General features: G+C 37.1%; 30 protein-coding genes and 2 riboswitches. Of the genes, 10 read left to right on the top strand and 20 right to left on the bottom strand.

Annotated features, from left to right (window positions below):
* Positions 1 to 310: 310 nt before the first annotated feature.
* Complete coding sequence (locus tag ACYQ1E_RS13090) at positions 311 to 442, bottom strand: AAA family ATPase (protein ID WP_459880239.1); 132 nt, start codon at positions 440 to 442, stop codon at positions 311 to 313.
* A gap of 1,135 nt (positions 443 to 1,577) precedes the next feature.
* Between ACYQ1E_RS13090 and ACYQ1E_RS13085 the strand changes: the two genes are divergently transcribed.
* Positions 1,578 to 2,195 carry a hypothetical protein gene (locus ACYQ1E_RS13085; protein WP_459880236.1) on the top strand — a complete coding sequence of 206 codons (618 nt, stop codon included), beginning with the start codon at positions 1,578 to 1,580 and terminating at the stop codon, positions 2,193 to 2,195.
* Between the two features lie 290 nt (positions 2,196 to 2,485).
* Here ACYQ1E_RS13085 and ACYQ1E_RS13080 read toward each other — a convergent pair whose 3' ends face one another.
* Together ACYQ1E_RS13080 and ACYQ1E_RS13075 are read right to left on the bottom strand one after the other, a co-directional pair.
* Positions 2,486 to 2,914 carry a HepT-like ribonuclease domain-containing protein gene (locus ACYQ1E_RS13080; protein WP_459880233.1) on the bottom strand — a complete coding sequence of 143 codons (429 nt, stop codon included), beginning with the start codon at positions 2,912 to 2,914 and terminating at the stop codon, positions 2,486 to 2,488.
* Positions 2,907 to 3,209: a nucleotidyltransferase family protein gene (locus ACYQ1E_RS13075; RefSeq protein WP_459880230.1), complete on the bottom strand. Its 303-nt coding sequence runs from the start codon at positions 3,207 to 3,209 to the stop codon at positions 2,907 to 2,909. The genes ACYQ1E_RS13080 and ACYQ1E_RS13075 overlap by 8 nt, the downstream gene beginning before the upstream one ends.
* A 573-nt stretch (positions 3,210 to 3,782) precedes the next feature.
* Between ACYQ1E_RS13075 and ACYQ1E_RS13070 the strand changes: the two genes are divergently transcribed.
* The 9 genes from ACYQ1E_RS13070 (at position 3,783) to ACYQ1E_RS13030 (ending at position 10,582) form a co-directional block, all read left to right on the top strand.
* A complete protein-coding gene (locus ACYQ1E_RS13070; protein ID WP_459880227.1) occupies positions 3,783 to 4,292 on the top strand; it encodes a coiled-coil domain-containing protein in 510 nt (169 codons plus the stop codon).
* Positions 4,293 to 4,760: 468 nt separating this feature from the next.
* On the top strand, positions 4,761 to 5,021 hold the full coding sequence (locus ACYQ1E_RS13065; RefSeq protein ID WP_459880224.1) for a type II toxin-antitoxin system Phd/YefM family antitoxin: 261 nt from the start codon (positions 4,761 to 4,763) through the stop codon (positions 5,019 to 5,021).
* Positions 5,018 to 5,449 (top strand): type II toxin-antitoxin system VapC family toxin, encoded by a 432-nt coding sequence (locus tag ACYQ1E_RS13060; RefSeq protein ID WP_459880221.1) that lies wholly within the window; start codon positions 5,018 to 5,020, stop codon positions 5,447 to 5,449. The genes ACYQ1E_RS13065 and ACYQ1E_RS13060 overlap by 4 nt, the downstream gene beginning before the upstream one ends.
* 423 nt (positions 5,450 to 5,872) lie before the next feature.
* Entirely contained in the window at positions 5,873 to 6,322 is a 450-nt protein-coding gene (locus ACYQ1E_RS13055) for a hypothetical protein (RefSeq protein WP_459880219.1), read from the top strand.
* Positions 6,323 to 6,599: 277 nt separating this feature from the next.
* Positions 6,600 to 7,088 carry a coiled-coil domain-containing protein gene (locus tag ACYQ1E_RS13050; protein WP_459880216.1) on the top strand — a complete coding sequence of 163 codons (489 nt, stop codon included), beginning with the start codon at positions 6,600 to 6,602 and terminating at the stop codon, positions 7,086 to 7,088.
* A gap of 475 nt (positions 7,089 to 7,563) precedes the next feature.
* The gene (locus ACYQ1E_RS13045; RefSeq protein ID WP_459880213.1) at positions 7,564 to 8,109 is read left to right on the top strand and encodes a hypothetical protein; all 546 of its coding nucleotides are present in this window, start codon (positions 7,564 to 7,566) and stop codon (positions 8,107 to 8,109) included.
* A gap of 233 nt (positions 8,110 to 8,342) precedes the next feature.
* Positions 8,343 to 8,672: a hypothetical protein gene (locus ACYQ1E_RS13040; RefSeq protein ID WP_459880210.1), complete on the top strand. Its 330-nt coding sequence runs from the start codon at positions 8,343 to 8,345 to the stop codon at positions 8,670 to 8,672.
* A gap of 74 nt (positions 8,673 to 8,746) precedes the next feature.
* A complete protein-coding gene (locus ACYQ1E_RS13035) occupies positions 8,747 to 9,031 on the top strand; it encodes a hypothetical protein (protein ID WP_459880207.1) in 285 nt (94 codons plus the stop codon).
* Positions 9,032 to 9,289: 258 nt separating this feature from the next.
* Positions 9,290 to 10,582, top strand: a complete 1,293-nt coding sequence (locus tag ACYQ1E_RS13030) for a TadG family pilus assembly protein (protein ID WP_459880204.1) — start codon at positions 9,290 to 9,292, stop codon at positions 10,580 to 10,582.
* Between the two features lie 24 nt (positions 10,583 to 10,606).
* On the opposite strand, the gene ACYQ1E_RS13025 is transcribed toward ACYQ1E_RS13030, so the two are convergent.
* The 17 genes from ACYQ1E_RS13025 to ACYQ1E_RS12945 all read right to left on the bottom strand — a co-directional run bounded on the left by ACYQ1E_RS13025 (position 10,607) and on the right by ACYQ1E_RS12945 (position 25,582).
* On the bottom strand, positions 10,607 to 11,098 hold the full coding sequence (locus tag ACYQ1E_RS13025; protein WP_459880201.1) for a hypothetical protein: 492 nt from the start codon (positions 11,096 to 11,098) through the stop codon (positions 10,607 to 10,609).
* Between the two features lie 73 nt (positions 11,099 to 11,171).
* Entirely contained in the window at positions 11,172 to 11,369 is a 198-nt protein-coding gene (locus tag ACYQ1E_RS13020) for a VPLPA-CTERM sorting domain-containing protein (RefSeq protein WP_459880199.1), read from the bottom strand.
* A 163-nt stretch (positions 11,370 to 11,532) separates the two neighbouring features.
* Positions 11,533 to 12,171 (bottom strand): VPLPA-CTERM sorting domain-containing protein, encoded by a 639-nt coding sequence (locus ACYQ1E_RS13015; RefSeq protein ID WP_459880196.1) that lies wholly within the window; start codon positions 12,169 to 12,171, stop codon positions 11,533 to 11,535.
* A 42-nt stretch (positions 12,172 to 12,213) separates the two neighbouring features.
* Positions 12,214 to 13,653, bottom strand: a complete 1,440-nt coding sequence (locus tag ACYQ1E_RS13010; protein WP_459880193.1) for a dockerin type I domain-containing protein — start codon at positions 13,651 to 13,653, stop codon at positions 12,214 to 12,216.
* Positions 13,654 to 13,655: 2 nt separating this feature from the next.
* Positions 13,656 to 14,537 (bottom strand): hypothetical protein, encoded by an 882-nt coding sequence (locus tag ACYQ1E_RS13005; protein WP_459880190.1) that lies wholly within the window; start codon positions 14,535 to 14,537, stop codon positions 13,656 to 13,658.
* Between the two features lie 23 nt (positions 14,538 to 14,560).
* The gene (locus ACYQ1E_RS13000; RefSeq protein WP_459880187.1) at positions 14,561 to 15,139 is read right to left on the bottom strand and encodes a VPLPA-CTERM sorting domain-containing protein; all 579 of its coding nucleotides are present in this window, start codon (positions 15,137 to 15,139) and stop codon (positions 14,561 to 14,563) included.
* An 80-nt stretch (positions 15,140 to 15,219) separates the two neighbouring features.
* A complete protein-coding gene (locus tag ACYQ1E_RS12995) occupies positions 15,220 to 15,864 on the bottom strand; it encodes a VPLPA-CTERM sorting domain-containing protein (protein ID WP_459880184.1) in 645 nt (214 codons plus the stop codon).
* Positions 15,865 to 15,941: 77 nt separating this feature from the next.
* Complete coding sequence (locus ACYQ1E_RS12990) at positions 15,942 to 16,736, bottom strand: hypothetical protein (protein ID WP_459880181.1); 795 nt, start codon at positions 16,734 to 16,736, stop codon at positions 15,942 to 15,944.
* A gap of 12 nt (positions 16,737 to 16,748) precedes the next feature.
* Complete coding sequence (locus tag ACYQ1E_RS12985) at positions 16,749 to 17,609, bottom strand: DUF4465 domain-containing protein (RefSeq protein ID WP_459880178.1); 861 nt, start codon at positions 17,607 to 17,609, stop codon at positions 16,749 to 16,751.
* Positions 17,610 to 17,684: 75 nt separating this feature from the next.
* A riboswitch (cyclic di-GMP riboswitch) is annotated at positions 17,685 to 17,807 on the bottom strand.
* 102 nt (positions 17,808 to 17,909) lie between these two features.
* Positions 17,910 to 18,094, bottom strand: a riboswitch (cobalamin riboswitch).
* A gap of 72 nt (positions 18,095 to 18,166) precedes the next feature.
* Entirely contained in the window at positions 18,167 to 18,409 is a 243-nt protein-coding gene (locus ACYQ1E_RS12980) for a hypothetical protein (protein WP_459880175.1), read from the bottom strand.
* Between the two features lie 3 nt (positions 18,410 to 18,412).
* On the bottom strand, positions 18,413 to 19,219 hold the full coding sequence (locus ACYQ1E_RS12975) for a tetratricopeptide repeat protein (RefSeq protein WP_459880173.1): 807 nt from the start codon (positions 19,217 to 19,219) through the stop codon (positions 18,413 to 18,415).
* Between the two features lie 3 nt (positions 19,220 to 19,222).
* Positions 19,223 to 20,143 carry a type II secretion system F family protein gene (locus ACYQ1E_RS12970; RefSeq protein WP_459880170.1) on the bottom strand — a complete coding sequence of 307 codons (921 nt, stop codon included), beginning with the start codon at positions 20,141 to 20,143 and terminating at the stop codon, positions 19,223 to 19,225.
* Entirely contained in the window at positions 20,140 to 21,066 is a 927-nt protein-coding gene (locus ACYQ1E_RS12965) for a type II secretion system F family protein (RefSeq protein WP_459880167.1), read from the bottom strand. Before ACYQ1E_RS12965 ends, ACYQ1E_RS12970 begins: the two co-directional genes overlap by 4 nt.
* Before the next feature lie 4 nt (positions 21,067 to 21,070).
* Positions 21,071 to 22,423: a TadA family conjugal transfer-associated ATPase gene (locus ACYQ1E_RS12960; protein ID WP_459880165.1), complete on the bottom strand. Its 1,353-nt coding sequence runs from the start codon at positions 22,421 to 22,423 to the stop codon at positions 21,071 to 21,073.
* A gap of 2 nt (positions 22,424 to 22,425) precedes the next feature.
* Complete coding sequence (locus ACYQ1E_RS12955) at positions 22,426 to 23,598, bottom strand: nucleotide-binding protein (RefSeq protein ID WP_459880162.1); 1,173 nt, start codon at positions 23,596 to 23,598, stop codon at positions 22,426 to 22,428.
* A gap of 24 nt (positions 23,599 to 23,622) precedes the next feature.
* Positions 23,623 to 25,185 (bottom strand): type II and III secretion system protein family protein, encoded by a 1,563-nt coding sequence (locus ACYQ1E_RS12950; protein ID WP_459880159.1) that lies wholly within the window; start codon positions 25,183 to 25,185, stop codon positions 23,623 to 23,625.
* A 28-nt stretch (positions 25,186 to 25,213) separates the two neighbouring features.
* On the bottom strand, positions 25,214 to 25,582 hold the full coding sequence (locus ACYQ1E_RS12945; protein ID WP_459880156.1) for a pilus assembly protein N-terminal domain-containing protein: 369 nt from the start codon (positions 25,580 to 25,582) through the stop codon (positions 25,214 to 25,216).

Genomic DNA, 25,582 nt, shown 5'->3' with positions numbered 1-25,582 from the left:
TAGAAATGTGGACACAGAATTCTTACTTTCAAACTTTTTGTGGAGAGAGTAGATTTAGATGGTATCCTCCTTGTACTCCATCAGAACTTACAAATTTCTGAAAAGGCATAGGAAAAGATGGTGTAAAGAAAATATTTGAAATATCTATATTTAGGAAAAAGAGATAGTTGTAGATATTACACTTTAAAAAAATATTACATTTCCGCCAGATACAAAGTTAATGTGTAAAATTATTTCCAAATGTAGAAAAATAGCTAAAGAAGAAGGAATAGATTTAGATAGAAGTTTTAGAAGAGAGTTGCCTGAGTTGTTAAAAAATTAAAATATCATAATAGGTCTCTAGTGTTGCAAGCCACAAAGATTTCCCAAAGTGCCTTGGTTTAAGAAAAAAGAGGTAATCCCCTTCCTGCTCTATTAAAGGGATAAATCTTGTCTTATCCACTTAACAAACTAAAGTTCCGAAAACTGCATGTTGGTTTGTGTTATGAGTTTCTTAGTTATTGATAAGTCCAATAACTTTGCCTGAAAAAAAAATGAATGTTCCCAGGTAATTTCCTAAATAGGTGATTAGCACACACTCAATAAGGAGGGAAAATTACCTCTGAACAACAACTTCATTGCTCAATTTTCAAAAAATATCAAGTTTTCCTACACATCTTTTGATCGTGTTATCCTTCGCGGTTACATTTTAGACCTCTTCTATGAAGGAGGCGTTGCTTCTTTCATTAAATCTATGGGTTTTGTTAAACGCTCCAATGGCGTTATACCCATTTTCACTGACCCGCCTGCCAATCGCCGAGATACTCTTTCGTTAAAACTACAAACTTGCTATACCCTGCCTTCTCTAGTTAAATACCAGATATTGTCGAGGCATTGGGGGGCAGGAACCACCATTAACAACCCTAAATCGCTGGGGCCTAAAAAACCTGTTCTCTATCTACAGGCCTATTTATGGAAAGGTCTTGATGCCAATAACAAATTCCTCAATTGTTGTGCTCACGTTGATCTCTCCTCATTATGTGAGATTGAACCGAACATGTTTTCAAAACCTGTTCTTGACCACCTTAACCATAAGGTCCCTGCTCCTGACCTCAGAAAAGACAGACAACTTGCTCTTATCAAAGAATTGCTTAAAACCAAATACTCCTCTTTTGGATTTAAAACTTGTGAACTTAAGAATGCTCTATCCAACTACTTCCGAAATTCCTCTCAAATTCGCTAGGAATTGAAAAAATTAATCTCTAGAAAGATCGTCAAAAAGGCAAAAGGTAAATCATTTTATGCGGTTACTAAATTTGGCTGGAAGTGGCTTTGGGCTACAATTTGTGTTAACAACTTTTTTAAAAATCCCATAATTTCAAGGTGTTTTAAAAAGGACTTAGAACATAGTGTATCACAACCATCTAATATTGAAAAGTCCTATCTCCTCATCCATCAAGGCTTAACCATCATAACTCAAGAACTTGCAATGATTTAGGCTCCTCTAAAAAACGTAAATTTTTTTCACGTTTTTAAAGAGAAAAGCATAACTTGTAAACAGGTTGACTTAAAAATAAATTTAAAATAAATAGATTTCTATGGCAGAATTAACTTCAAAAGACTCATTTCAGGAAATTCCCGCAGAGGTGTGGGAGAATTATCTAAAAAGCTATGTGGCAAGGTTTATAAGAGATGAGTTAGAGCGTTTTGTATTATCCAACGAGCAAAGGGCAAAGGAACTCTCATTGCTTGAGCGGGTAATCAGAGTGGAGGAAGAGTTAAAGGCTTTGAGAGAAATAGAGGCGGCCCGGTTTGAAGCAATAGAGAAGCGCTTTGAAGCTCTACAAAAGGAAATGAATGCTCGCTTTGAAGCTATGGATAAAAGATTTGAAGCTCTACAAAAGGAAATGAATGCTCGCTTTGAAGCTATGGATAAAAGATTTGAAGCTCTACAAAAGGAAATGAATGCTCGCTTTGAAGCTGTGGATAAGAGATTTGAGGCTATGGATAAGAGATTTGAAGCTCTACAAAAGGAAATGAATGCTCGCTTTGAAGCTATGGATAAAAGATTTGAAGCTCTACAAAGGGAAATGAATGCTCGCTTTGAAGCTATGGATAAGAGATTTACCTTTTTACAATGGATTGTAGGTATAGGTTTTAGTGCTGTTTTAGGTCTCACTTCTCTAATGCCATTGTGGCTTAAATTCTTTCAATAGTGCCCTTTAGATTCTTAATAATTTTAATGGCCCATGCTTAAAAAACTTTTTATCAAATTTTACTTTAAGAATTTTACCAAACTAACTTAAAATAGAACTTAAAACGTTTCTGAACTTAATTTGGAAAATCTCCAGACAATTCAACAGCGAAGTTTTTAAGTGCTTTTTTGAGGCAACTCAACCTATTCCGAAGCATGAGATTGTTTTGCTTCAGCGTGAAATGGAATTTTCCCGGATAAAAATAAGCTAGTTTTAATTTATAAAAAGAATGTGCATTATTCGCATGTCCCCTATTTTACTAAGTTTTTAATTTCATTTACAATAAAATCAAGATATTTATTATCTTCTATATATGCATTGATTAATTCATTTTTCAAACCAGGCTCCATATTATTAATCAATGTCATTATGACTTTTTCAAAATCATTTAAATCGTATTTTGCAATTTCAAAAACTTTTTGTTCATCAATGCCAAAATAACTATGCGTAATTAAATTTCTAAAATCAACTATTTTTCTATAATTTTTATCAATTAAGTTATGTTTTAATAGATGTTTAGTTGCTTCACCAATTATTTCAAACTCTCTGATAACAGAATCCCAATCTTTATAACTGTAAAGTAATTCTTTTCCATCATTAAAACCTTTTATTGTTTCTTTTATTTTTTTAATGGCCACAAAAATATCAAAAATATACATTTCAACAATTCTATTAGACATAAATTAAATCCTTTTTGATTCTATTTTTTATAAAAGTCTTCATACTTTTATAAAAACCTATATCAATATTTCTATTTAATTCTTTTTCCAAAAAATATTTTGCCTCTAATAATTTAAAGTATCCCAAAGAATTATCAGCTTCTATGATAACAATGTCTATATCACTATTATTATCATAATCACCTCTTGCAATACTTCCAAAAATTGCAATTTTTTTTATGCCATATTTTTCTTTTAAAATATTTTTTAACTCTTTTAACTTTAGATAAATTTCATTTTTTCTTCCTTTTGTCATTTAGTTGCCTCTTCTGTGTAAAAATGAATTTAGCAAACTAAAGTTCCAAAAACTGCATGTTGGTTTGTATTAAGAGTTCTGAGTTATTGATAAGTCTCATAATTTTGTCTGAAAAAAATTGAATGTTCCCAGGTAATTTCCTAAAATAGGTAATTAGCAAAAAACTCATATAAGGAGGAAAATTACCTGTGCACAATAACTTTATCGCTCAATTTTCAAAAAATATCAAGTTTTCCTACACATCTTTTGATCGTGTTATCCTGTCCTGGTTCAGCGTGAAATGGAATTTTCCCGGATAAAAATAAGCTAGTTTTAATTTATAAAAAGAATGTGCATTATTCGCATGTCCCCTATTTATACTAAGGGCATATGCTTCAGAAGATGAAAAATTCGCCACTGTGCTGAGGAATTTTGGATTGTTGTAAAAGAGACATATCAGTACAATTTCTTTGCCGTATCCTCTATTTTAGTGGAAATTGTGATGAACATAAGAAAGAGAGAGGTGAAGGAAATAGAAATATATAACTTGTAAACAGGTTGACTTAAAAATAAATTTAAAATAAATAGATTTCTATGGCAGAATTAACTTCAAAAGACTCATTTCAGGAAATTCCCGCAGAGGTGTGGGAGAATTATCTAAAAAGCTATGTGGCAAGGTTTATAAGAGATGAGTTAGAGCGTTTTGTATTATCCAACGAGCAAAGGGCAAAGGAACTCTCATTGCTTGAGCGGGTAATCAGAGTGGAGGAAGAGTTAAAGGCTTTGAGAGAAATAGAGGCGGCCCGATTTGAAGCAATAGAGAAGCGCTTTGAAGCTCTACAAAAGGAAATGAATGCTCGCTTTGAAGCTATGGATAAAAGATTTGAAGCTCTACAAAAGGAAATGAATGCTCGCTTTGAAGCTATGGATAAAAGATTTGAAGCTCTACAAAGGGAAATGAATGCTCGCTTTGAAGCTGTGGATAAGAGATTTGAGGCTATGGATAAGAGATTTACCTTTTTACAATGGATTGTAGGTATAGGTTTTAGTGCTGTTTTAGGTCTCACTTCTCTAATGCCATTGTGGCTTAAATTCTTTCAATAGTGCCCTTTAGATTCTTAATAATTTTAATGGCCCATGCTTAAAAAACTTTTTATCAAATTTTACTTTAAGAATTTTACCAAACTAACTTAAAATAGAACTTAAAACGTTTCTGAACTTAATTTGGAAAATCTCCAGACAATTCAACAGCGAAGTTTTTAAGTGCTTTTTTGAGGCAACTCAACCCATTCCGAAGCATGAGATTGTCTTGCTTCAGCGTGAAATGGAATTTTCCCGGATAAAAATAAGCTAGTTTTAATTTATAAAAAGAATGTGCATTATTCGCATGTCCCGTATTTTTTGATGGTATAGTGAACAAAAAATGGTTTCCCAACCTTCCTTTTCCCCACTTCGCAAGTGCGAAAACCCGCATCACTCTTTTTTATTTTTTAAATTATTTACTAATAAGTCTTGAAAAAGGTGACCTTTTATGTTAATTTGTAGATACAAAACTTATAAAAGGAGACCATAATGCAAGTTTCAGTGAGGGAACTAAAAAATAATCTATCTCGGTACTTAAAAGAGGTTAGCCAAGGAAAAGTTATTAAAATTACACGACATCGTCATTTGATTGCTAAACTTTGTCCGATAGCAAAAAATAAAACAGGGCTTGAGGGGTTGATTGCTGAAGGTTTAATAATATGGGGAGGGGGAAAACCTAAAGGGGCACATATTAAACCAAAAATATCTGGCAAAAGTGTTGCTGATTATGTATTAGAGGATCGCCAGTGATTCTTTATTTAGATACTTCAGCTTTAGTAAAACTTTATGTAGAGGAAGAATACAGTTTTGTAGTTGAACAAGCAGTATCTGAGGCAGAAATTGTAGCTACGCATTTGATTGCTTATGTAGAAGCTCAAGCCACTTTTGCAAGGCTTGTCCGAGAAGGTATTATTTCTGAGGGAGAGTGGGAAAATATTCAAGAAGCATTTAAAAAAGATTGGTTCTATTATATGAAAATGGGTATTAATCAAAATCTTTTAGAGCGAGCAAGTGAATTTGCTAAGGCTTTTGCGTTGAAAGCTTATGATAGTGTTCATCTGGCAGCAGCCGATCTTTTGTTAAAGACCACAAGAGAAAGAATAGTTTTTGGATGTTTTGACAAAAAACTTAATCAAGCTGCAAAAATTATTGGTTTTGGTTTAATTGTAAGTGTTTAAAAAGCTCTCTTTCTTTCCCACTTCATAAGTAGAGAAAATGTTGACAGGCGAATAACGCAGTTTTGGTGTATTGGTATTTGGTGTAGTGGTGTAGCGGACAGATTTTAGGGAACATTTCATTTTTGTAACGTAGGGGCAATTCATGAATTGCCCCTACATGGGCGGATATGGTTGGATATGGATTCCGCCCCTACATTCCATTCCCAAATCCCTGTTCATGGTAAATGGTGTATTGGTACAGACAAATAATGCTCTTTTTTTTCTTAAAACATTGCAAAATATTTAAGCAAAGATTATTTTAAATATTATAGTTTTGAGTGAATTTTTGTTAAACCCAGGTAAAAATTTTTTATTGAACTAAAAGGAGTCCGTAAATTATTAGGGATGTGGCGAGGAAGGAAATTACACCATGAGGAGGTAAGGATGAGAAGAGCATTTATAAATTGTATTTTAATATTATTATTTCTGCTCCTAGAAATTCCCTGTTTTGGCGGTCAAACAGGTTTTACCCAGGAGGATAGAGAAAGACTTGTGAGATTAGAAGCCACACTCAAAGTATTTATGGAACAAGTAGATAAAAGATTTGAGCAAGTGGATAAAAGAATTAGTGAGCTACGGGAAGACGTGAACAAGAGGTTCGAGGAGATGATAAATTTTTTATGGATGTTAGTTGGGATATTTACCACATTAACAGCTGTGGTAATAGGCTTTGCCTATTGGGATAGAAGAACAATTATTCGCAAGGCTAGAGATGAAACAATTGAGACAATTGAAAGAGAAGGGAGATTAAAAGAGTTTATTAAGGCTCTAAGGGCTTATGCTTCAGAAGATGAAAAATTTGCCACTGTGCTCAGGAGTTTTGGATTGTTGTAATTTTTATTACAATTCTGGGTTTTATAGGAAAAGTGGGTTATTTATCTGCCACCGACAATATATACGAAAATGCAGCAGGGGCAGGAGCAATGGCAGGAGCTGCAATATAGTAGCGGACAGATTTGAGGGGACATTTCATTTTTGTAACGTAGGGGCAATTCATGAATTGCCCCTACCATCGGGCAAATATGGAATTTGCCCCTACATGGTCGGATATGGAATCCAATGTTGGTCAGTGAAGTGGCGAGGAAGGAAATTACATCATAAGGAGGTAAAGATGAGAAGAGTCATAAATTGTATTTTAGTATTATTATTTCTGCTCCCAGAAATTCCCTGTTTTGGCGGTCAGCCAGGTTTTACCCAGGAGGATAGGGAAAGACTTGTGAGGTTAGAAGCCACATTAAAGGTATTTATGGAGCAGGTGGATAAGAGATTTGAGCAAGTAGATAAAAGAATTAGTGAGCTACGGGAAGACATGAATAAGAGATTTGAGCAGGTGGATAAGAGATTTGAGCAAGTGGATAAGAGGTTTGAGGAGATGATGACCTTTTTATGGATGCTGGTTGGGATATTTACCTCATTAACAGCAGTGGTAATAGGTTTTGCCTATTGGGATAGAAGAACAATTATTCGCAAGGCAAGAGATGAAGCAATAGAGACAATTGAAAGAGAAGGGAGATTAAAAGAGTTTATTAAGGCACTAAGGGCTTATGCTTCAGAGGATCAAAAATTCGCCACTGTGCTCAGGAGTTTTGGATTGTTGTAATCTTTATTACAATTTTGGGTTTTATAGTAAATGTGAGTTATTGATTGTAGTCACCCCTAGCTCATTACTAACCCTTAAACCCAATAACCCATTTATAAAAAATGTGCATTATTCGCATGTCCCCTATTTTTTGTTTTGGTATATTGGTGTAGTGGTGTAGTGGACAGATTTTAGGGAATATTTCATTTTTGTAACGTAGGGGCAATTCATGAATTGCCCCTACATGGTCGGATATGGATTCCGCCCCTACATCCCATTCCCAAATCCCTGTTCACGGAAAGTGGTGTATTGGTACAGGCAAATAAGGCTCTTTTTTACTTAAAATGTTGCAAAATATTTAAGCAAAGATTATTTTAATTATAGTTTTGAGTAAATTATTGTTAAACCCAACTAAAAATTTTTAATTAAGGTAAAAGGAGTCCGTAAATTATTAGTGATGTGACGAGAAAGGAGATTACATCATTAGGAGGTAAGGATGAGAAGAGCATTTATAAATTGTATTTTAGTATTATTATTTCTGCTCCCAGAAATTCCCTGTTTTGGCGGTCAGCCAGGTTTTACCCAGGAGGATAGGGAAAGACTTGTGAGGTTAGAAGCTACATTAAAAGTATTTATGGAACAGGTGGATAAAAGATTTGAGCAAGTAGATAAAAGAATTAGTGAGCTAAGGGAAGACGTGAATAAGAGGTTTGAGGAGATGCGGGAAGATATGAATAAGAGATTTGAGCAAGTGGATAAAAGATTTGAGCAGGTAGATAAAAGATTTGAGCAGGTGGATAAGAGGTTTGAGGAAATGATGACCTTTTTATGGATGCTAGTTGGGATATTTACTACTTTAACAGCAGTGGTAATAGGTTTTGCCTATTGGGATAGAAGAACAATTATTCGCAAGGCTAGAGATGAAGCAATAGAAACAATTGAAAGAGAAGGGAGATTAAAAGAGTTTATTAAGGCTTTAAGGGCTTATGCTTCAGAAGATGAAAAATTCGCCACTGTGCTCAGGAGTTTTGGGTTATTGTAAAAGATGTAATATAATGGTGAATGTTAGTTTTTGGAAATAGATGTCTTGCAAAAATATTGAAAATTGAGTTATAAATGAGCCAGATGATGTGGTTATTAAAAGGAGGTAAAAAACAGTTAACAAAAAGTGTATATTAGCATACAATAATATTCATATAGAAACAGGTGTCTTTAAGTGCATAAAAGTTTTTATGATTTTACAGGAATACACTTTTAGAGGAGGAAAAAGAAAAATTGATTACAGTCCAATGTCTTTTAGAGTTTGAATCTTTTGAAGATAGGACCCGAGTTTTAAAACTTATGCGATCTTTTTCTTCCTGTATGAGATTTGCTTATCAAAGACTCTTAGAAGGATGCAAAAGAAAGGATCTAAAAAGATCTTTACAAAAGATATTTCCTTTAAATTCCAGATATTGTGATGATGCTATTTCAAAAGCCCAAAATATGCTTACCAGGTGTAAGAAAAGAGAGATAAATCCTGTTAAAATAATCTTTGGTGGAAAAAATCTGTTTGAAAAGTTAAAAAAGAACCATCTGCAGGGGGTAAAAGGAGAGAAAAGCTGAAAAGAAAATGGATAGAGAAAAGACAGGGAACTGTATGTTCAAAAGGAGATAGGTCCAAAATAGGAAGAAGAGGATTGGGATTTGCTGATGAAATACCTAAGAATTACAAAGATCTTCTTTCTAGAAAAGAGTTTTTAGAATACGCATTAGAGATTTTAGAATCAAAAAAGAAAGAGTTTAAAAATAAGCTTGGATCTGAAAAGAATAAGTGGAAAAAGGTACCTATCAGAAAAGAGCTGTTGAAGATACATAATCATCTTAAAGAAGTAAAAAATCAATTTATACATATAAGCTCTGAGGGTGCTTCAGTTGTCCGAGATCAGGCCTCTGTAGGGAACAAGTCTGTGAGGGTTTTTTAAAAAGCTGGAGAGTCCTCAGGGCAGCATTCACCTTCCCTCTCTTGGGAAGTCCTTTGTAAGGGACTTTTCTCCCTTGAGACGGGTAATAGTTTTAGGGGATTGGGAGGGGGTGGTGAGAAGGTTAGTTCCTGCACCTGGTGCAGGGGCTCAGGGATGGTCAAAAACCGCCAGGTGGGGCTGACCATCCTGAAAAGGCGGACTACAAATACCCCACCCAAAACTGCACTAATGTGCAGTTTTGTTAACCAGGCATTGGGTATGAACAAAGAAAGGGGCTCTGTAGTTATTATAATAAGTTTTTTTATTGTAGTCTTTATTACAATTTTAGGTTTTATAGTAAATGTGGGTTATTTATCTGCCACCAAGAATATATACGAAAATGCAGCAGAGGCAGCAGCAATGGCAGGAGCTGCAAGGCTATGTGATGGAGATGCTATAGATGTTGCAAAACAGATTGCACAAGAAAATGGTGTAGATCCAGACCATGTCACTGTGCACCTTGGGTTTTATGATGTAGAAAATGAACGATTTTATCCTAAAAGCTCAATACCTGAAGGTGAATACATAAATGCTGTGAAGGTGAGCATACAGAGCACTGAAAATACCATACTTGGCAGTTTTCTGGGTAAGGAGCAGACTCAGGTTGGAGCAGTGGCGGTGGCGTATCTGGTTAGGTATGGAATGCTTGCACTTGGTGAGGACAGCGAAGGGGGCATAACATTCTCTGGTTTTGAGGATGAAGGATTAAAGATAAAAGGAGGGGATATCTTATCTAATTCAGACATCACCTTTTCTTTTACTCCTGATATTGATGAAAATGTTAAAGTTATGGCTGTTGGTAATATTAATGGCTATGAAAATGGAATATCTCCAGTTGAACCTCTTAAAATAAAACCTGTAACATCTTTTATTAATGAAATATACAAAGAATATATTGGTACTGCTAAGATGAAGGTGATAACACAAGCTGACTTTCCAACACAAAATGGCGTAATTATAACAGATTATGATGGTAATGAATATTCTTATAAGACAGCACTAGGTGGACATCCGATATTTGCTCCTCATCTGGGAGATCATGGGGGAAAGATATATTATTTCAAAGATCTTACCAGCGATTTATATATCTATAATCCAAGTACCGCTCTATCTTCTTCTGACCCGAAAATTACAAATCTCACCTTGGTTATTGAAGGAAAAAGTATTTACTGGTGGGGATTTAACCAATTTAAAACGACAGACTGGGGAGGAAAGAACGATGAGCAGGTGAACATTATAACCTCTAAGTCAATATTATTTGGTGGCAGGCAAGGTTTTTTAAAATTTACAGACGGTTTTTTTGACCCAAAGGGTGTGGTGCTTTGGGCAGGACAGGATATAAGAGTTACCTCTTCTCTTGGAGGTCATAATTCCTATTCTCGCACATTAAGGATGATTGCCGAGGGGAAAATAAATATTGAAGGACCAGGGTCGTGGTTTCCTCAACCTACTACCTTTGATTTTAATTTTGGCCCGCCCTGTCCACCATGCATCATAAAATTAGCTCCATAATAAGGAGCTTTTCCGGTTTTATGTTCATTTAAAAAATACTCTCGAAAAAATAGGTCTTCCGCTTATAAAAAAAACCACATTAACTGAATTATTATACTCAAACGCATCTCTATATAATTCTGCAAGTCGTTCCATATCTTCTTCTAAAACGGACGGAGGAGCTGGTTTATGGCGAAAAAATATAACTCCTGGTTTATGTATTTTAACTTCTATTATGTCAGGAATTTCCTCTTTAACATGTTGAATAAACTCCTCTTCTCTATTTAAATTTGTCTTGTTCTTACTGGTTTGTTCTGTATATAATTTGCGCTGTACACTTTCCCTTTGAAGTTTATGGAATTTTTTCTCAACTTTTGGTAATTGTATTTTATCACTATTTTTTGTTATTTTATTTTTTTGCACATTTGCCTCAAAGTGTTTATTTTTATTAATTTTGTTAAAATAATAAATAAAAAGAAAAACTGCTAAAAGCAAGATTACCCCACTCAGTATGAGAAAGCTTTTCTTCTTTGCCATAAACCATATCCCTTTTCTGTGTAATTTTAAAAAAAAGAGGTATCCATTGGATTTCCAAGGGATACCTCTTTAATCAAAAATTCAATTTCTTATTTTTTTTTCGCATTCCTACCATTCCGATTAATCCACTCCCAAGGAGCCAGACAGCTCCAGGAATTGGAACAGGAGCAGTATCAACAACTGCATCTATTTCTGCAGACCATGAATCCCCTTCTGGTTGCCACAATTTCACATATTGGATCCACTCAAGCCCTGTTTCAGAAATATCCACACCAGTGCCTCCACCTGAGCCATCATAAAGTGTGAGAAGCTCTGAATAGCTCTTTCCGCTCCAATTAAAATTAGGATTAACGGGCTTTAAGAATTTAGAAGGATTTGTTCCATCTTTAAGATTTATAGAGAGCGCTGGCCAAAAAAAGGCCAGCACCCTAAAATTATGCTCTCTTACGCCTAATCCCAATCAATCCCAAAAGCCCAGAGCCAAGCAGCCATACGGCAGCGGGGATGGGGACTGGGGCCACATCTGCGCCGTCACTTTGGTGATGGTTGGCGGCAATCTCTACGAAATTTACAAAATCATCTAGAGTCTCGCCATCGATGAAAAAGCCATCATGTTCTGTTTCAACAATTGCCAAATCGGACTGATCATCATCAATGGGATTTATGACTGTAAACGCAAGATCCGCCATTAGAAAGGGCTCATATAATATGGTTCCGTGGCTAAAGGTCGTAGCACCAGCAGTAACAAAACCGGGAGGGTCTTCCTTTAATGGAGCCATCCACCACTGATAAGGTTCACCTATTCGATAGGTCGTTGAGTGGTCAAGATCAAATAGAAGCTCATCTTCATCATAATCAAACCTCCAAGTGTAGGCTACGGCGACAAGGGTGCCTTCTGGATCTGGATTAAACCACAGTTGATACATAACCTGATCACCAGGGCTTGCAACGATATCAGTAGAATCTTGCTCTCCAAATACAGGGGTTATATCTAATGACCAAGCAAAAACGTTGCCAGCAAAGAGCAATAGAAAGAGTATTGCAATTGGTATTACTTTTAAAGTTCTGTTCATAATCTTTACCTCCTTTTTTATGGAAAAATTGCTTATACCTATTTAAAACCATGGAGCATAAGAATTATATCTGCTCCTGAATGCACCAAAATCCGTTGAACTGATATAACCGTCCCCGTCCATGTCCACATTTGGATTCCCTGGTGGAACGGTTTGGTTAAAGTTGGCTTGAAATATTAAGAAATCTTCAGCCTTAACTTCCCCATCATTATTAAAATCCGCATCACAAGCATTGCCATACATATCCCCATCTGTATCCACTTGTTCTGGATTGTAGGTCTCTGGAGCATTGTCCACGGCATCAGGAACTCCATCTGAGTCATAATCCTGATCAGTGACAATCGCTACTACCTGATCCACATCATTGCATTGGGTCATATCCATATCCAGAAATAAGATATTTGCACTTGGCCCATTTTTAGTGGGATCAGTGTATGCTGCAGTGTCAATGTCTGAAGTGCCATCAAAGGCAAGTGTCCTTGCCCAGTCCCATTTATTGATTCGCTGCACTGTTTGCCCAAGCTCAGTTATGGTGTAATTACCTGATCCGTCCGGAGATATCTTGATTACACGGCCATATTCTGAGGATTCATTCCAGGAAGAGTAAGTGTTCATGGACACGTAAATATTCCCTTGTGAATCAGCCTCTATATCATTTGGTCCCCAATAAGTAGTCTGACCAGTACAATTTGTGCTTCCTAATTCTATAACAACATCTGCATCTTCCCAGGTAAGAGGAGTGCCTGTTGCTATGGCATTTTCAACCTTTTCATCTGACCACATACCAAGACGACATGGTTCAATATGCATGGGAGACCAGCCCAATACATACTCACCACTCCAGATGTTACCATAAGGATCAATCGCAAATCCTGAGGAATTTCCGCCAATAATTATTACTGGTATTACAGTATTGTTATTTTCAGTATCCACATAGGAGATTTTCTGTCCACCAGACATCCCCTCGGCACCGCAAATAAAAATCTTTCCATCAGGTGCTTGTTCCACTTCCCAGTTATAATCCACAATAACCTCTGGCCGCGCGCTGGAGGCTGGATATGATGAAAGTGTCTTGTCCCATGGGATTGAATAGAACCCTGCACCCTCAGCACCTGTGTAGCTGAACCATATCCTGTTCCCAATCTTTTTTACTGCTTGGGGCCATCCTGTTGCCGTAAATAACAATTTTGTACGTTTACCATTATAGTTAAAAAGAACAATTTCTGTTGTATAATAATCATCCTTCATATGCTCATGGACAAATGCACGGTTTGAATGATTCATTGTGGATATATCTGCATAAACCACATCCAATCCGCCGGAGTATCCAATGGTATAAGGAGCTGTCATGTTAATATCCTGAGCAGCATATCCAGCATTAGGGGAAATCCTTTGCGATTGGGCAAAGAGAGTAACATTAAAAAGCAGAACCAGAATCCATGAAACAACCAAAGATATACTTACTTGTTTCATTTTGCCCATTTTTAATCCCTCCTTTTAAAGTTATTTTTGCGTGTGAGGGTTATTAAACCAACTATAGAGCTTCCTAACAACCACACCGTTCCAGGTATAGGAACAGGGGCAACGTCAGAAAAGGCATCCACTTCACCACCTGAAAAACCTGGAAGACCTTCAACCTTAATATATTGGATCCAGTCAAAACCAGACTCTGCCAGGTCAAACCCGGTTCCTCCAGCAGAGCCATCATATAGGGCCATTGCATCGGCAGAGGTTCCTGCTGTAAGCTCTTCAAGTGTTAGTGCTGGATTAACTGGCTTTGCAAAATCATTTAGCTGGTCCGTCCATCCGTTTCCTGTCTCATTCCACTTCTCTTGACTCCACACCCAGGGGTTGGTGGGATAGAGGCTGTCTGCATAAGGACCGTCATCATAACGATACCAGTTTTCACCATCAGGGCTTACTGATATCTTGAGAGGTTCTGCAAAGATCCCACCTGTTAAGGTATAGGCCCCATGGTTAGTGGTATCTGTGACATAACCGCTTCCCACAAAAAAGGCATTTCCATAAACGATAAAGTCAATGCCATAAGGGTTTCGGGGGTCATCCATGACCTTGTGATCGAACTTTACAATGGCCCAATCACCTTCATTGAAGGTGGTAATAAAGCCTGACCCCCACGCAGGCTCAACTATGCTTATATGATCGGTCTCACCTGCTCCTGGCCCAAATCCAGCACAATAAAGAGCCGGCTGGCCAACAAGGTTGTTAGGGTCATTGTATGGTCCAGAACCGTCCAGGCTTGGAGAGTGGGCAACCACTTCTGTGGCAAAGATACTGTATGCCTGCACCCTCCCACAAAACGCCATCAAAGCAAAAACAACAAGAAAAACACTTAAGCGTTTCATACTCACCAACCTCCTTTAATTTTTTACCCATGTTGTTTTCTCCTGATACCCAATAAAGCCATCAAGCCACTTCCCAGCAACCACATAGCTCCAGGTAAAGGAACAACAGCGGCATCGTCGTAGTACGTTCTGAATTGCAGATCATAGCCGTTTTCGGTTGGAGTTCCTTGAAATATATACCTTCCGTCATTATAATTATACCGATATGTTGTTACTCCATTGGGAGATGATGAGATAAATTCCAGAACATAGCGGTCGCCAACCGTCAGCCAGGCATAAGAATCAAGTTCGATCATATTCCACCCCGTAGTAGCCGCATCGATGGAACCTGTACCCACTATGGTCCCATAGATGTTATCTTCACGGACATTAACAGTAACACCGGGGCCGGTACCACCTCCAAAAACACTGATATAGAGTTCAACGGCAGCCAGGTTCGAAACATCAGGTACGAACTCCTGTCCCAATGGTGCTGCATAACCCATATTCAGCCATCCGCCACCCAAGTCCTGATGCTGATCAACAATAAGAGCCGCAGCGGCCCCGCCTGCCATAACCAGAGAAAAAGATAGGACTAGTAACAAGATTACAATCTTTTTCATTTTCATATCCTCCATACTCTTTTTTTGAATTGGTTTCGATTAAAGAACCCACCCAATAATTCATAATTAGAAACTCAAAATTAAATCCTACTCCTGCGTCTGATGCCGATCAAACTTAAAACCCCACTTCCTAGCAACCAGACCGCACCGGGAATCGGGACGGTGGCAAAGGGGATATCCAGTTGGTCATCAGCATAATCAGGCAAAGAGCCAAACCACATGATGGCATTGATCCCTTCGTACTGCCCGTCGGCAAGAAGCTCCTCGGTAATGCCACCCGTGTTAAAATCCCACCCGGTATCGGGATCTCCCCAGCCTCCCCAATAGGCATAGGGATCGCTAGTACTGGCAAGGTTCCAGCTCCCCTCTTCAATATGCTGGTGATACTCACCGTCTTCAACGTCATTGTACTTGATATTCATAACAAAACCCCCACCGTACCCAGTAGTGACCTCCAGAATACCGGCCTCGTTAAATGCATTGAGCATGTCCGACTCATAAGCCGTGCCGTCCCAGCGATAACCGAATGCGTGGGACTCTGATACAGTGTCCGGACCATTGTCCAGACGGTTCCAGTCTACGACCAGGATTGTTTCATTTTCCCCTGTACCGACCCATGCTTCAACATCTATCCATGTGCCCTTGAAATTATAGGGTGAGGCATATGCTGCAGTACCGATCATTAACAGTAAAAAGAGGACACTACAGATTTTTACGCTCTTCATTTCACCCTGTCTCCTTTTTTTTTGTTAGTATTGACTGTATCTTTTTGCCCGTGAAAATGGATGAACCATGTTTTCTTTTACCTGGGCATAAGTTGTTTTTTTATGCCTATTAGACCTAATAACCCACTCCCCAGCAACCACACTGCTCCAGGTATAGGAACCGCCGCTGCTGCTGTATGAATCACACCTATTGCATCCAGGTCAAATCCTGCGCTCCATGATGTTGGATAGGGGTCATAAATAACATCTCCTGAGGTGTCATAATATGTTCCATTACCCACTATATCCAGTATCTTCACATATCCCACATTATTTATATCCAGCATAGGACTTACACCAGCAAGCTCAGCCAGATCAAAGGGGGTGCCATAACCCTGTCTGTATTTCCCAGCCAGCCCGTGAACATTTGTTGGATCAACTGAGCCATATCCTCCCACAGGAGAAGGAGTCAAAGAATCATTTGGAAACCTGAAAAAATGTTCTCCATCAGATGAGACCTCAACATAACCAAGCTCAAGAAAGGTATCATTAAATGCATTTTCAAATACAGCAAAATCCCATCCTTCTCCATCTGCAATTGGTACATCAAAGGTCATGGTGATCTCGCCGCCCCTGCCAAGGGAAACAACATCATAAGATGTACCTTGTGCTTTTCCCAATGCCTTTTCAGGAGTTTGCCACTGCTCATCCACCTCGGTCCCTGGATTGTAATTTACCCATCCTGTTGCCCATTCAACAAAGGATGGATCATCTTTATAAATTGCTGTTGATCCAGGCTCTCCTGCTGCAGGGGCATATGGGCCTGCTAAAGCGGCTTGTGCCCAAAAAAGGATCGCCATGACGACATTTAAATAAGTAAATTTAAGCTTCATAACACCTCCTTATTAAACATTTAAAGGTTTGCGCCTGATATAAACAAGCCCAATAATGCCTGAGCCTAAAAGCCACAGTGCCCCCGGGACTGGAACAGTCGTCAGATTATCCATTGCAAAATAGGCAGGAGTATTCATGCCATAAGGACCCACATCTGAAGATGATAGATCAAATTCAAGGCCATATACAGATCCGAGACTGCTCAGATCAACCCATGTCCAGTCATCTACAATGTAGTCTTCAGAAGGATCATCAAAACGGTAATCAGCAAGATAGAACTCCACGAAATTATCGCTCACGCGCTCATAGCTGGAATCAAGCCCATAGATAGTTAACTTAAACCAGTCTGGATCTGTTCCATCTTCACCACCGAATTTTTTGGCAAACTGATCTCCGTCTTTCATTGAAAGATAAGCATAAGTTGTGTTGGTAATATATGCACCAAGCACTGTCTGTTCATAATCTCCTGAATTTATTCCAAAATAGAGCTGTGCATGATCCCCTATCCATGAGGCTATAAAGGCCACCCCATAGTTACTGGAGCCACCAACACCTCCGCCTGTTATGGCGCTGTACTGGTTGGTAGGTCCAGGAGTTGTGGTATCCTTGGTATTGGAATATGCCCAACCGCTCCAGTAACTGGAAGTGTATTGGTTTGTGAACCACACATCACCGCTTGTAAAACCAGTTGACCCATCAGAACCATTCCAGTATGCCCCACCGCCAGGGCCATCGTAAGGTGTTGTTGGAGTTAGATCGTCAAAGGTACTAACAGAAGTGGCAGTTGTAACACCCAGGGCCATGGAAGCCCACAAAAAGGTTACCAAAAACCAGATGGTCAAAATCCCTATTCCCTTTGTTTTGTGTTTCATCTTTTTCCTCCTTAAAAATTTTTAAACCATCCATTAAACAAAAAAAGCCGGGCTACCAAAGACATCTTGTGCGTCTTCGGCAACCCGGCTATCCCGCATCCATTTTCTTCTGAGGTGCTATACTTCCATGCACCTAAAATGGATGCAGGATCCGTGGCTTTCCGCCCCTGCCTTGCGACAGGTTTGGCTTTGTCGGACACCTTTTATGCCTCGAGGGATTTTTAGAAGGAGTGGCAGTTTTAGATACTAGGAGGGGCTATTTAGGGTATCTAAACTGCCACCCCATCCCTCGCTGAGGCGCAGCTAAATTCCAAGCAGGCCAGGTCTCCTGACTCTCCCCACCCTCATCGCCTTCCCATCAGGCAGCCCGCATTTGAACCAACCTGACAGTGGCTCTTTGATGAGGGCCTCTGTTCGGGGATCACAGTTGCGGGGCAGTAGTGGATTTTCACCACTTTCCCTTAACCTGCTTTTTGTTAATCTATAACCAAATTTTTTTTCTTTGACTTGGACTTTTTTGCTTTTTTTTTGACTTTTTTTGCTTTTTTTTAATTTTTTTATTTTCCATTCTCGCTGCTTGTTTCTTTACCTAATGCAGGAAGATACCTATCATTGTATATCCTTATAGCAAGATATCCTGGCATTTTTTCCTGCTCATCCTTTTTTGGATCCACAATCTGTTTTTTAAATAAAGAGGAATATACCTTTCTGTCATAAGAATATCCCTTCATTGTGTAATCGAAACAGGCTGAACAACCTGATACAAAAAAAATTGCCAGCAAAACAATCAATTTTTTCATTTTTTATTCCTTTTTTAAAGTTTTTTTTATCTTTTCTTCTAACAATGCAAGATGTTTATCCTTTTTTAGACGAGGATCCATGTCAAAGGATTTTTTATACATCTTATAAGCCATCTCCCACCTGCCCATTACCTCATACAACACACCCAGGTTATAATAGACCACCGGGGTTGGATATAATTTCTTTAACAAGACAAATGCATTTTTCTCTTGTCCTGATAAAATATAGGAAAAGGCAAGATTATTTATTGCCTTTTTATTAGCAGGATCAATTGCAAGGGCCTTTAAAAAGCACTCTTTGGCCTTTTTAATTTTTTTTAAAATCAAGAGATTGTATCCCAGATTATTATAAAATTCTGGCCTGGCTGGATTTAAAGAAATTGCTTGCTCATACATCTTTGTAGCCTGGTTATGTCTTTTTTCCAGGTCATATAAAAGACCTAGCTGATTATAGGCCCTTGCACATTGTTTATTTAGAGATAAAACCTTTAAAAAAGACCTTTCTGCATCTTTATATTTATGTAATTTGCTTTCACAAAGTCCTATTAGATAAAAGACTTCAGGGTCTTTTTCATGAGAACTTGATAATTTTTTTAGATTATTAAGGGCTATTTCATAATATCCTTTTTGTATTAATTTTTTTGAAAGGTCCAGATAATTTGGTTTGAGTTGCTCCTTTTTCTGGATTATATTTAATTCTTCTGGCTCTTTTATCTCTAAACCAGGAGATTCTTTTTTTATGCCACATGAACTAATAAACACAATCCATATGAGCAACAAAAAAGAGCATAATAAATATCTGTTATTCAATTATTACCTCCCTGAAAAGAGGTTTGTTATTTTTATAATAGTAGGTCCCATTACAATCAACATATATGCAGGGAGGATTAGCAATATAGTAACAAATGTGATCTTTACAGAGAGTTTTGCACTCTTTTCCTTTGCCTTTTGAAGACGTTCTGTCCTCAATGATTCAGCGTATATCCTGAGAGAAGAAGCAACATCTGTTCCCAATTTAAAGGATTGGAGCAATACCTGGACCACACTATTTAGATTTTTTTCACCATTTCTCTCTGCTAAACTTTTGAGTACTTCCATCCTGGGGAGTCCACTTTGCACCTCAAGATAATACTGGGAGAATTCTTTTGACAGAACAGGTGCTATTTTTGCCAATTCACTGCTCACCCTTAAAAATGCCATATCAAAGCTTAAGCCCGCCTCCATGCATATAAGTAGCAGGTCAATTACATCTGGTAGTTCTTTGAAAATTTGATTGTGCCTTGATTTTATCCTGTATCTCAATACAAATTCTGGAATATAGTAGCCAGCTCCTATGAAAAAGAATATATAAATTATATTCATTCCTATATTGTCAGAAAAAATCATTAAAGAAATATAGATAAGTCCTAAAAAAATCCCAAATCCCAGCTTTATACCGAAAAAAATTGAGAGTGCATCTAACTCCCTAAAACCTGCGGCAGATAACATTTTTTCATATTTTTCTACCTCTTTTTTTTCTGTAGGACCTATTTTTTGACCAAATAATAGAAAAAATTTAAAAAAAGTTTCTTTTAATGGGTTGCTCTTTTTTTTAGAAAAATCAGGTAAAGACGGAGATATTTTTTTTATAAGTACGTGTTTTCCATACCATTGTTCAATTAAAAAATAGAGATAGAGCACAATAGAACTCACCACAAAAAATACAATAGATTCTATTAGATAAATATTTATCACATCTCTATCCTTGTTAATTTTCTCATTATATAAAGACCCAATCCATCTAAAATTATTGCACTTATAAGGAATTTTTTTCCAAGTGGAGTAGTCCACAAAAGGGTTATATAACCAGGGTTTACTATCCCTGTTATTAAGGCAAAAACCAGGGGAATAGATGCAATTACTATTGCAGATGTTTTACCTTCAGCAGTAAGCGCCTCAACCTGCATCTTTAATTCAACCCTTTGCCGTAAGGTATTTGATAAATTTTCCAGTATATCCGAAAGATTTCCTCCTGCTTCTCGTTGAATAATAAAGGCGGTGCAAAACATCTTTATATCTGCCAGCCTGATAAATCTCTGTTCAAGATTTCTCATTGCATTGTCAAAGGGTATGCCCATTGCGATTTCTTCATATACAAGCCTTATTTCCTGTCCAAGAGGAGGCGGAAAATTATTGCCCACATTTCTCAAGGCATTATCCACAGATTGCCCAGCCTTTAGGGCTCGCACTATCATGTCTATTGCCTCAGGCAGTTGATCTAATACCGCCTGTTCTCGACGATTCCTTAAAATTCTCAAATAAAAAACCGGGATAAAAGACCCAAATAATACAAGGAAAAAGGAAACAAAAATATTTATGCCTACTAACATACAGGGAATAAAAAACAAAGAACCACAACCAAGGCAAATGAGTAAAAAAGTTTCTGGCGAGATATCTAGTCCAGCAGATTTAATCAGGGATTCTAATTCATCTAATTTAAACCTTCCTTTTAAATTGAATTTTTTTTCTTTATCTGCAAATGGCCGATTGGCTGGCGGTATATTAATCCTCTTTAATAACTTCTTTTTTTTATATTCCTTCCATTCATTATAAATAATAAACAAAGACATAAAAAATGTAAAAAGCAAAAACATCACAATAATTTCATATAATAACATAACACTAATTTACCCTGTATTTAAAATTAAATATTTTTTCAGGCAACTCTATTCCCATACTCTTTATATGGTCAGCAAAAATGGGCTTTTTACCAGTTGATTTAAATTCTCCAAATATCTTGCCCTCATCATTCACTCCCAGTTGGTCAAAGACAAATACATCCTGGAGTTCTATTTGATTATGTTTAAAACCCAGTACTTCAGAGATAGATACAACTCTTCTGGTTCCATCAGGCAGCCTTGCAAGTTGGACTATGACATTAATAGCGCTACCAATTAATAGTTTCATTGCATTGTCAGAAAAGGAAGTGGTTGCCATGCTGAGCATCACCTCCATTCTGGATAGGGCATCTTTTGGTGAATTTGCATGGATAGTGGACATTGAGCCTGGATGTCCTGTATTCATTGCCTGTAGCATATCCATCACTTCTTCTCCCCTTACCTCGCCTACGATTATCCTATCAGGTCTCATTCTAAGGCTATTTCGCACAAGGTCCCTAAGTGTAATCTCCCCCTTACCCTCTATATTTGGTGGCCGTGATTCTAATCTAACCACATGGGGTTGTTGAAGATTTAGCTCTGCACTGTCCTCAATTGTAATAATTCTTTCATTTTCATTGATATATCTCGCCAAAATATTTAACAATGTGGTCTTTCCAGCTCCTGTTCCACCTGAAATCAAAATATTTAACTTTGATTTAACAGCAGCCTCTAAATAAGTACACATCTCCTGAGTCAAGCTATGGGTAGATAAAAGTTGTTCCATTGTAATAGATACCCTGCCGAATTTTCTAATAGACAATATTGGCCCGTCCAGAGACAGAGGGGGAATAACTACGTTCACCCTGGAACCATCGTCCAGTCTTGCATCCACCATGGGAGAAGATTCATCAACTCGCCTCCCTATCTTTGATACTATCTTGTCTATTATTTGCATTAAATGGTCATTGTCTCTAAAACGTATATTTGTTAAATAAAGCACCCCACCTCTTTCCACATAGACCTTTGAATAACCATTAACAAGAATATCCTGAACTGAATCATCCTGCATAAGGGGTTCAATAGGCCCAAGTCCCATAATCTCATTTAATAAATCAGAGATTAAAAGGGCTCTCTCCTTTTGATTTAATGGAAGCCTTTCCTGCAAAGATATCTCATAAAGGGTATCTCTTATAAGATTGGCAAGCTTATCTTTTGGCATCTGTGATATAGAAGAGAGACGTAGCTTTTTTACCAGATCAAAATGGACCTTTGTCTTTATGATATTGTACTTTTTTTCATCTAAAGTTGTATCTCTATTATCTGATACATATAAAGAAAAAATTTTGCCTTTATTTTTATTCTCAGCCAAAGCCATGATCACTTCCTCTTAACAAAGAATTTAGTTATTATATCTTTTATGTTTTTTTGTTTTTTAACAGGAAACATATTGGTTATATCAATGGCAATATTTTTTATGTCTTTATTAACTCTTTTATCAGGAAAAAGAGCATTTAATAGATTACCTGAATTTATAGCACTAATTATGGTTTTATAATCATTTCTTATTTTATAGATTATTTCCTGCCCCAGGACTCTGGATATATCTTTATGAGAAATTTCACCACTTTCTACATATCTATTTAATACTATGCGAACTTTATCTTTTATTCCCATTTCCTCAAATAAAAAAATGAGTTTTTCAACGCTTTTAATAATTGGAACAGATTGTTGAACCAGGACCAATAATATATCACTATTATCAATAACAGAAATTGTTCTTTCAGAAAAATCATGTGGTAGGTCAACAATTATATAATCCATATAATTTTTTAAAACCTTTAGCATATCATCAACATCTTCAGGACTTAAATCTTGCAAATCAACTTTTTCTTCAGGCACAGAGAGAAAATAAAAACCCCTTTTATGACGGGTTAAAGAAGAAAATAAGAGTTCTTCATCCATTCTAGGAAGGTCTTTTATAAGGTCAAAGGGGCTGTATTCACACATGGAGTTTAAAAATACAGACAGGTCGCTCATGTAAAAATTTAAGTCCAGTAAAACAACATTGTCTTCAGTAAGGGTATAGATATGGTCAGCAAGATTAGTGGCAATTGTTGTAACACCCTGACCGCCTTTTATACTAAAAACACTAATTATTTCTCCCTTTTCTTCTATATTTTTAAACCTTGCTATGGATTCTTTTAAAAGGGACAGGAGGTTCCCGTTAATAGATGAAAATTCAATAAAATCTGATATGCCAGAGCGAAGGCCCTTTAACAGGATATCTGGATCTTTGTTTTGCCCAATTAAAAAGATCATGATTGAACCATATCTTTTTTTTACATATCTGATAAAATCAAAACATGCGTCTTTATTATTGTTGTCCAGTTCTATAAAAACCATATCTGGTCTTTTTTGTTTTAACCCTTTATATGCCTCACTATAAGAATTATAATTTTCGCTTATATCAACCAGTGTAATTAAATTTTTCTTTAAATTATCTTTTAATTGCTCACTTCCAATAACTATGGCTCTATATTTAGCTCCCATGATGTTTAGTCCTTAAAATTTTTATTATCTTGAAAATCCTATTTGTCCTAAATATTTTGGAGGATTAAATTCAATTGCGTTTGCCAGAAAAAATGCAAGGTCGTTAATGTCCTGAGATATTAAGTCTCCTGGCAATCCAACTACTTCTCCTTTATTTAAAGGTCTCACAAGATGAGGAGTCACTACTACCACCAGTTCTGTTTCTTCCCTTGAAAACTGCTTTTGGGTAAACAGGGTTCCCAAAAAAGGAACATCACCTAATAAAGGGACCTTTCTTGTGGAAATATGGGATTTTTCTTTTAAAAGTCCTGCAATAACAAAGGTCTGACCATCCTTTAATTGAAGGGTAGTTTTTACCTTTCTGCTGGTGATTCCAGGCACAGCCACGCCTCCTGATGATGTTCCAAGTCCCCAATCAGGTCCACTTACCTCAGGTTCTACATCTAAGGTGATGGTATCTTTTCTAATTACATAGGGGGTAAATCTTAAGATTATGCCATATTCTTTATATTGTATAGTGGTAGAGCCATCTTTATCAGTAACTGGCACGGGGATTTCTCCGCCAACAGTAAAGGTTGCCTCCTGTCCACTCATGGTGATAAGGGTTGGAGATGCCAGCAATCTCGCCAGGCCCTGCCCCTTTAATAGACTTAAAATAGCAAGGCTATTTCCTTTGAGGGAATGGACTAATACATTTATTGCATCTCCAAAAGGGGAGGCTATACTGAATTTACCAGTTACAGAAGATCCCATGGAATAACTTGCAGAGCTGTCTGTACTTTGTGCAAAGGCTTTATCAGTGTCAAGGTCTGCTGATGCACCCCCTATATTGGATATGCCAATTGTCCACCATTTGGAATTATTTAAGAAATTAAGCCCCATTTCTTTTATGCCAGAGCGAGATACCTCTGCAATCTTTACATCCAGTTGCACCTGAAAATATCCTTTTAATATGATCAAATTATTTTTTATTGCAACGGTAAACTCTACATTTTCTCCTAGTTGACCTCCCTCACCTCCTGTTCCCACCGTGGATCCCTTACCTGTAGAAATATTTATGGTTGTAGAACTTTTACCGGTTTTTTCCTCTTCTGTCTCTTTTTTCTTTTCTTCTTTTTTAAAATAAGCTCCTACGATTTGAATAACCCTGTGCATATCTTCTACAGAAGTAACATATCCTTCTAAAAGCAATTCTGAGCCTGCAGGAATAAGCTGTACATGAGATTCTGGTACCAATTTTTTAATAAGGGATTCTACTTCCTGTAGCATTGCTGGATCTATTTCCACTTTAAGGTTATATAGAGAAGGAGATTTTTTGCCTTTATACCATATAATCAAGTCAGTAATCCCTGGAGTTCTACCTTTTATTAAGATCTCCTTTTCGGAAATGGCCCTTGCCAGGGCGATCTTCATATCCCCCACACACACCCTTGCAACAGGGGAATCTAAGGTTATTAAAAAGGTCTTTCCCAAATAAATCCTTATTTTTTCTGCGCTTCTAGTAAGTATTGATACAGAAGATGCATATGTTAGATTGGAGATAAACAAAGAGAGTATCAAGATAGATTTTATTCTATTTTTCACCATTTAAACTCCCATGATTTTTACTTGTAAATTACCACCCTTTTAATGAAAAATCAGGCACTGTGGTTATACCTATTATGACTTCTACATTAAATCCTTTATCCACCAGCACTTCATACTCTTCATATCCTCCTTCTCTATAACTAATAATTACATTGGTACCTCCTTCATTTTTTCCAACTAATCTTATGTGATGAGAGTCTAATACAACAAAATCCACTATTTTATTTTCTCCAACTGCCACAGAGGAAATTTCCTTTTTTGTAAATAGTTCAAAACTCCTGAATAGTTTAATTTTTATGGTTTTTCCATTAAAGGAATCATGGTCTATGGCCCAGAGGATATTTGGAGAAAACAAGGAGAGCACAAGGAATAAAATTAAAAATTTTATCTTCTTCAT

The sequence above is a fragment of the Desulfothermus naphthae genome (assembly GCF_054657475.1).
The sequence above is the reverse complement of the archived record's forward strand: the minus strand, read 5'-3'. Positions and strand labels throughout refer to the sequence as shown.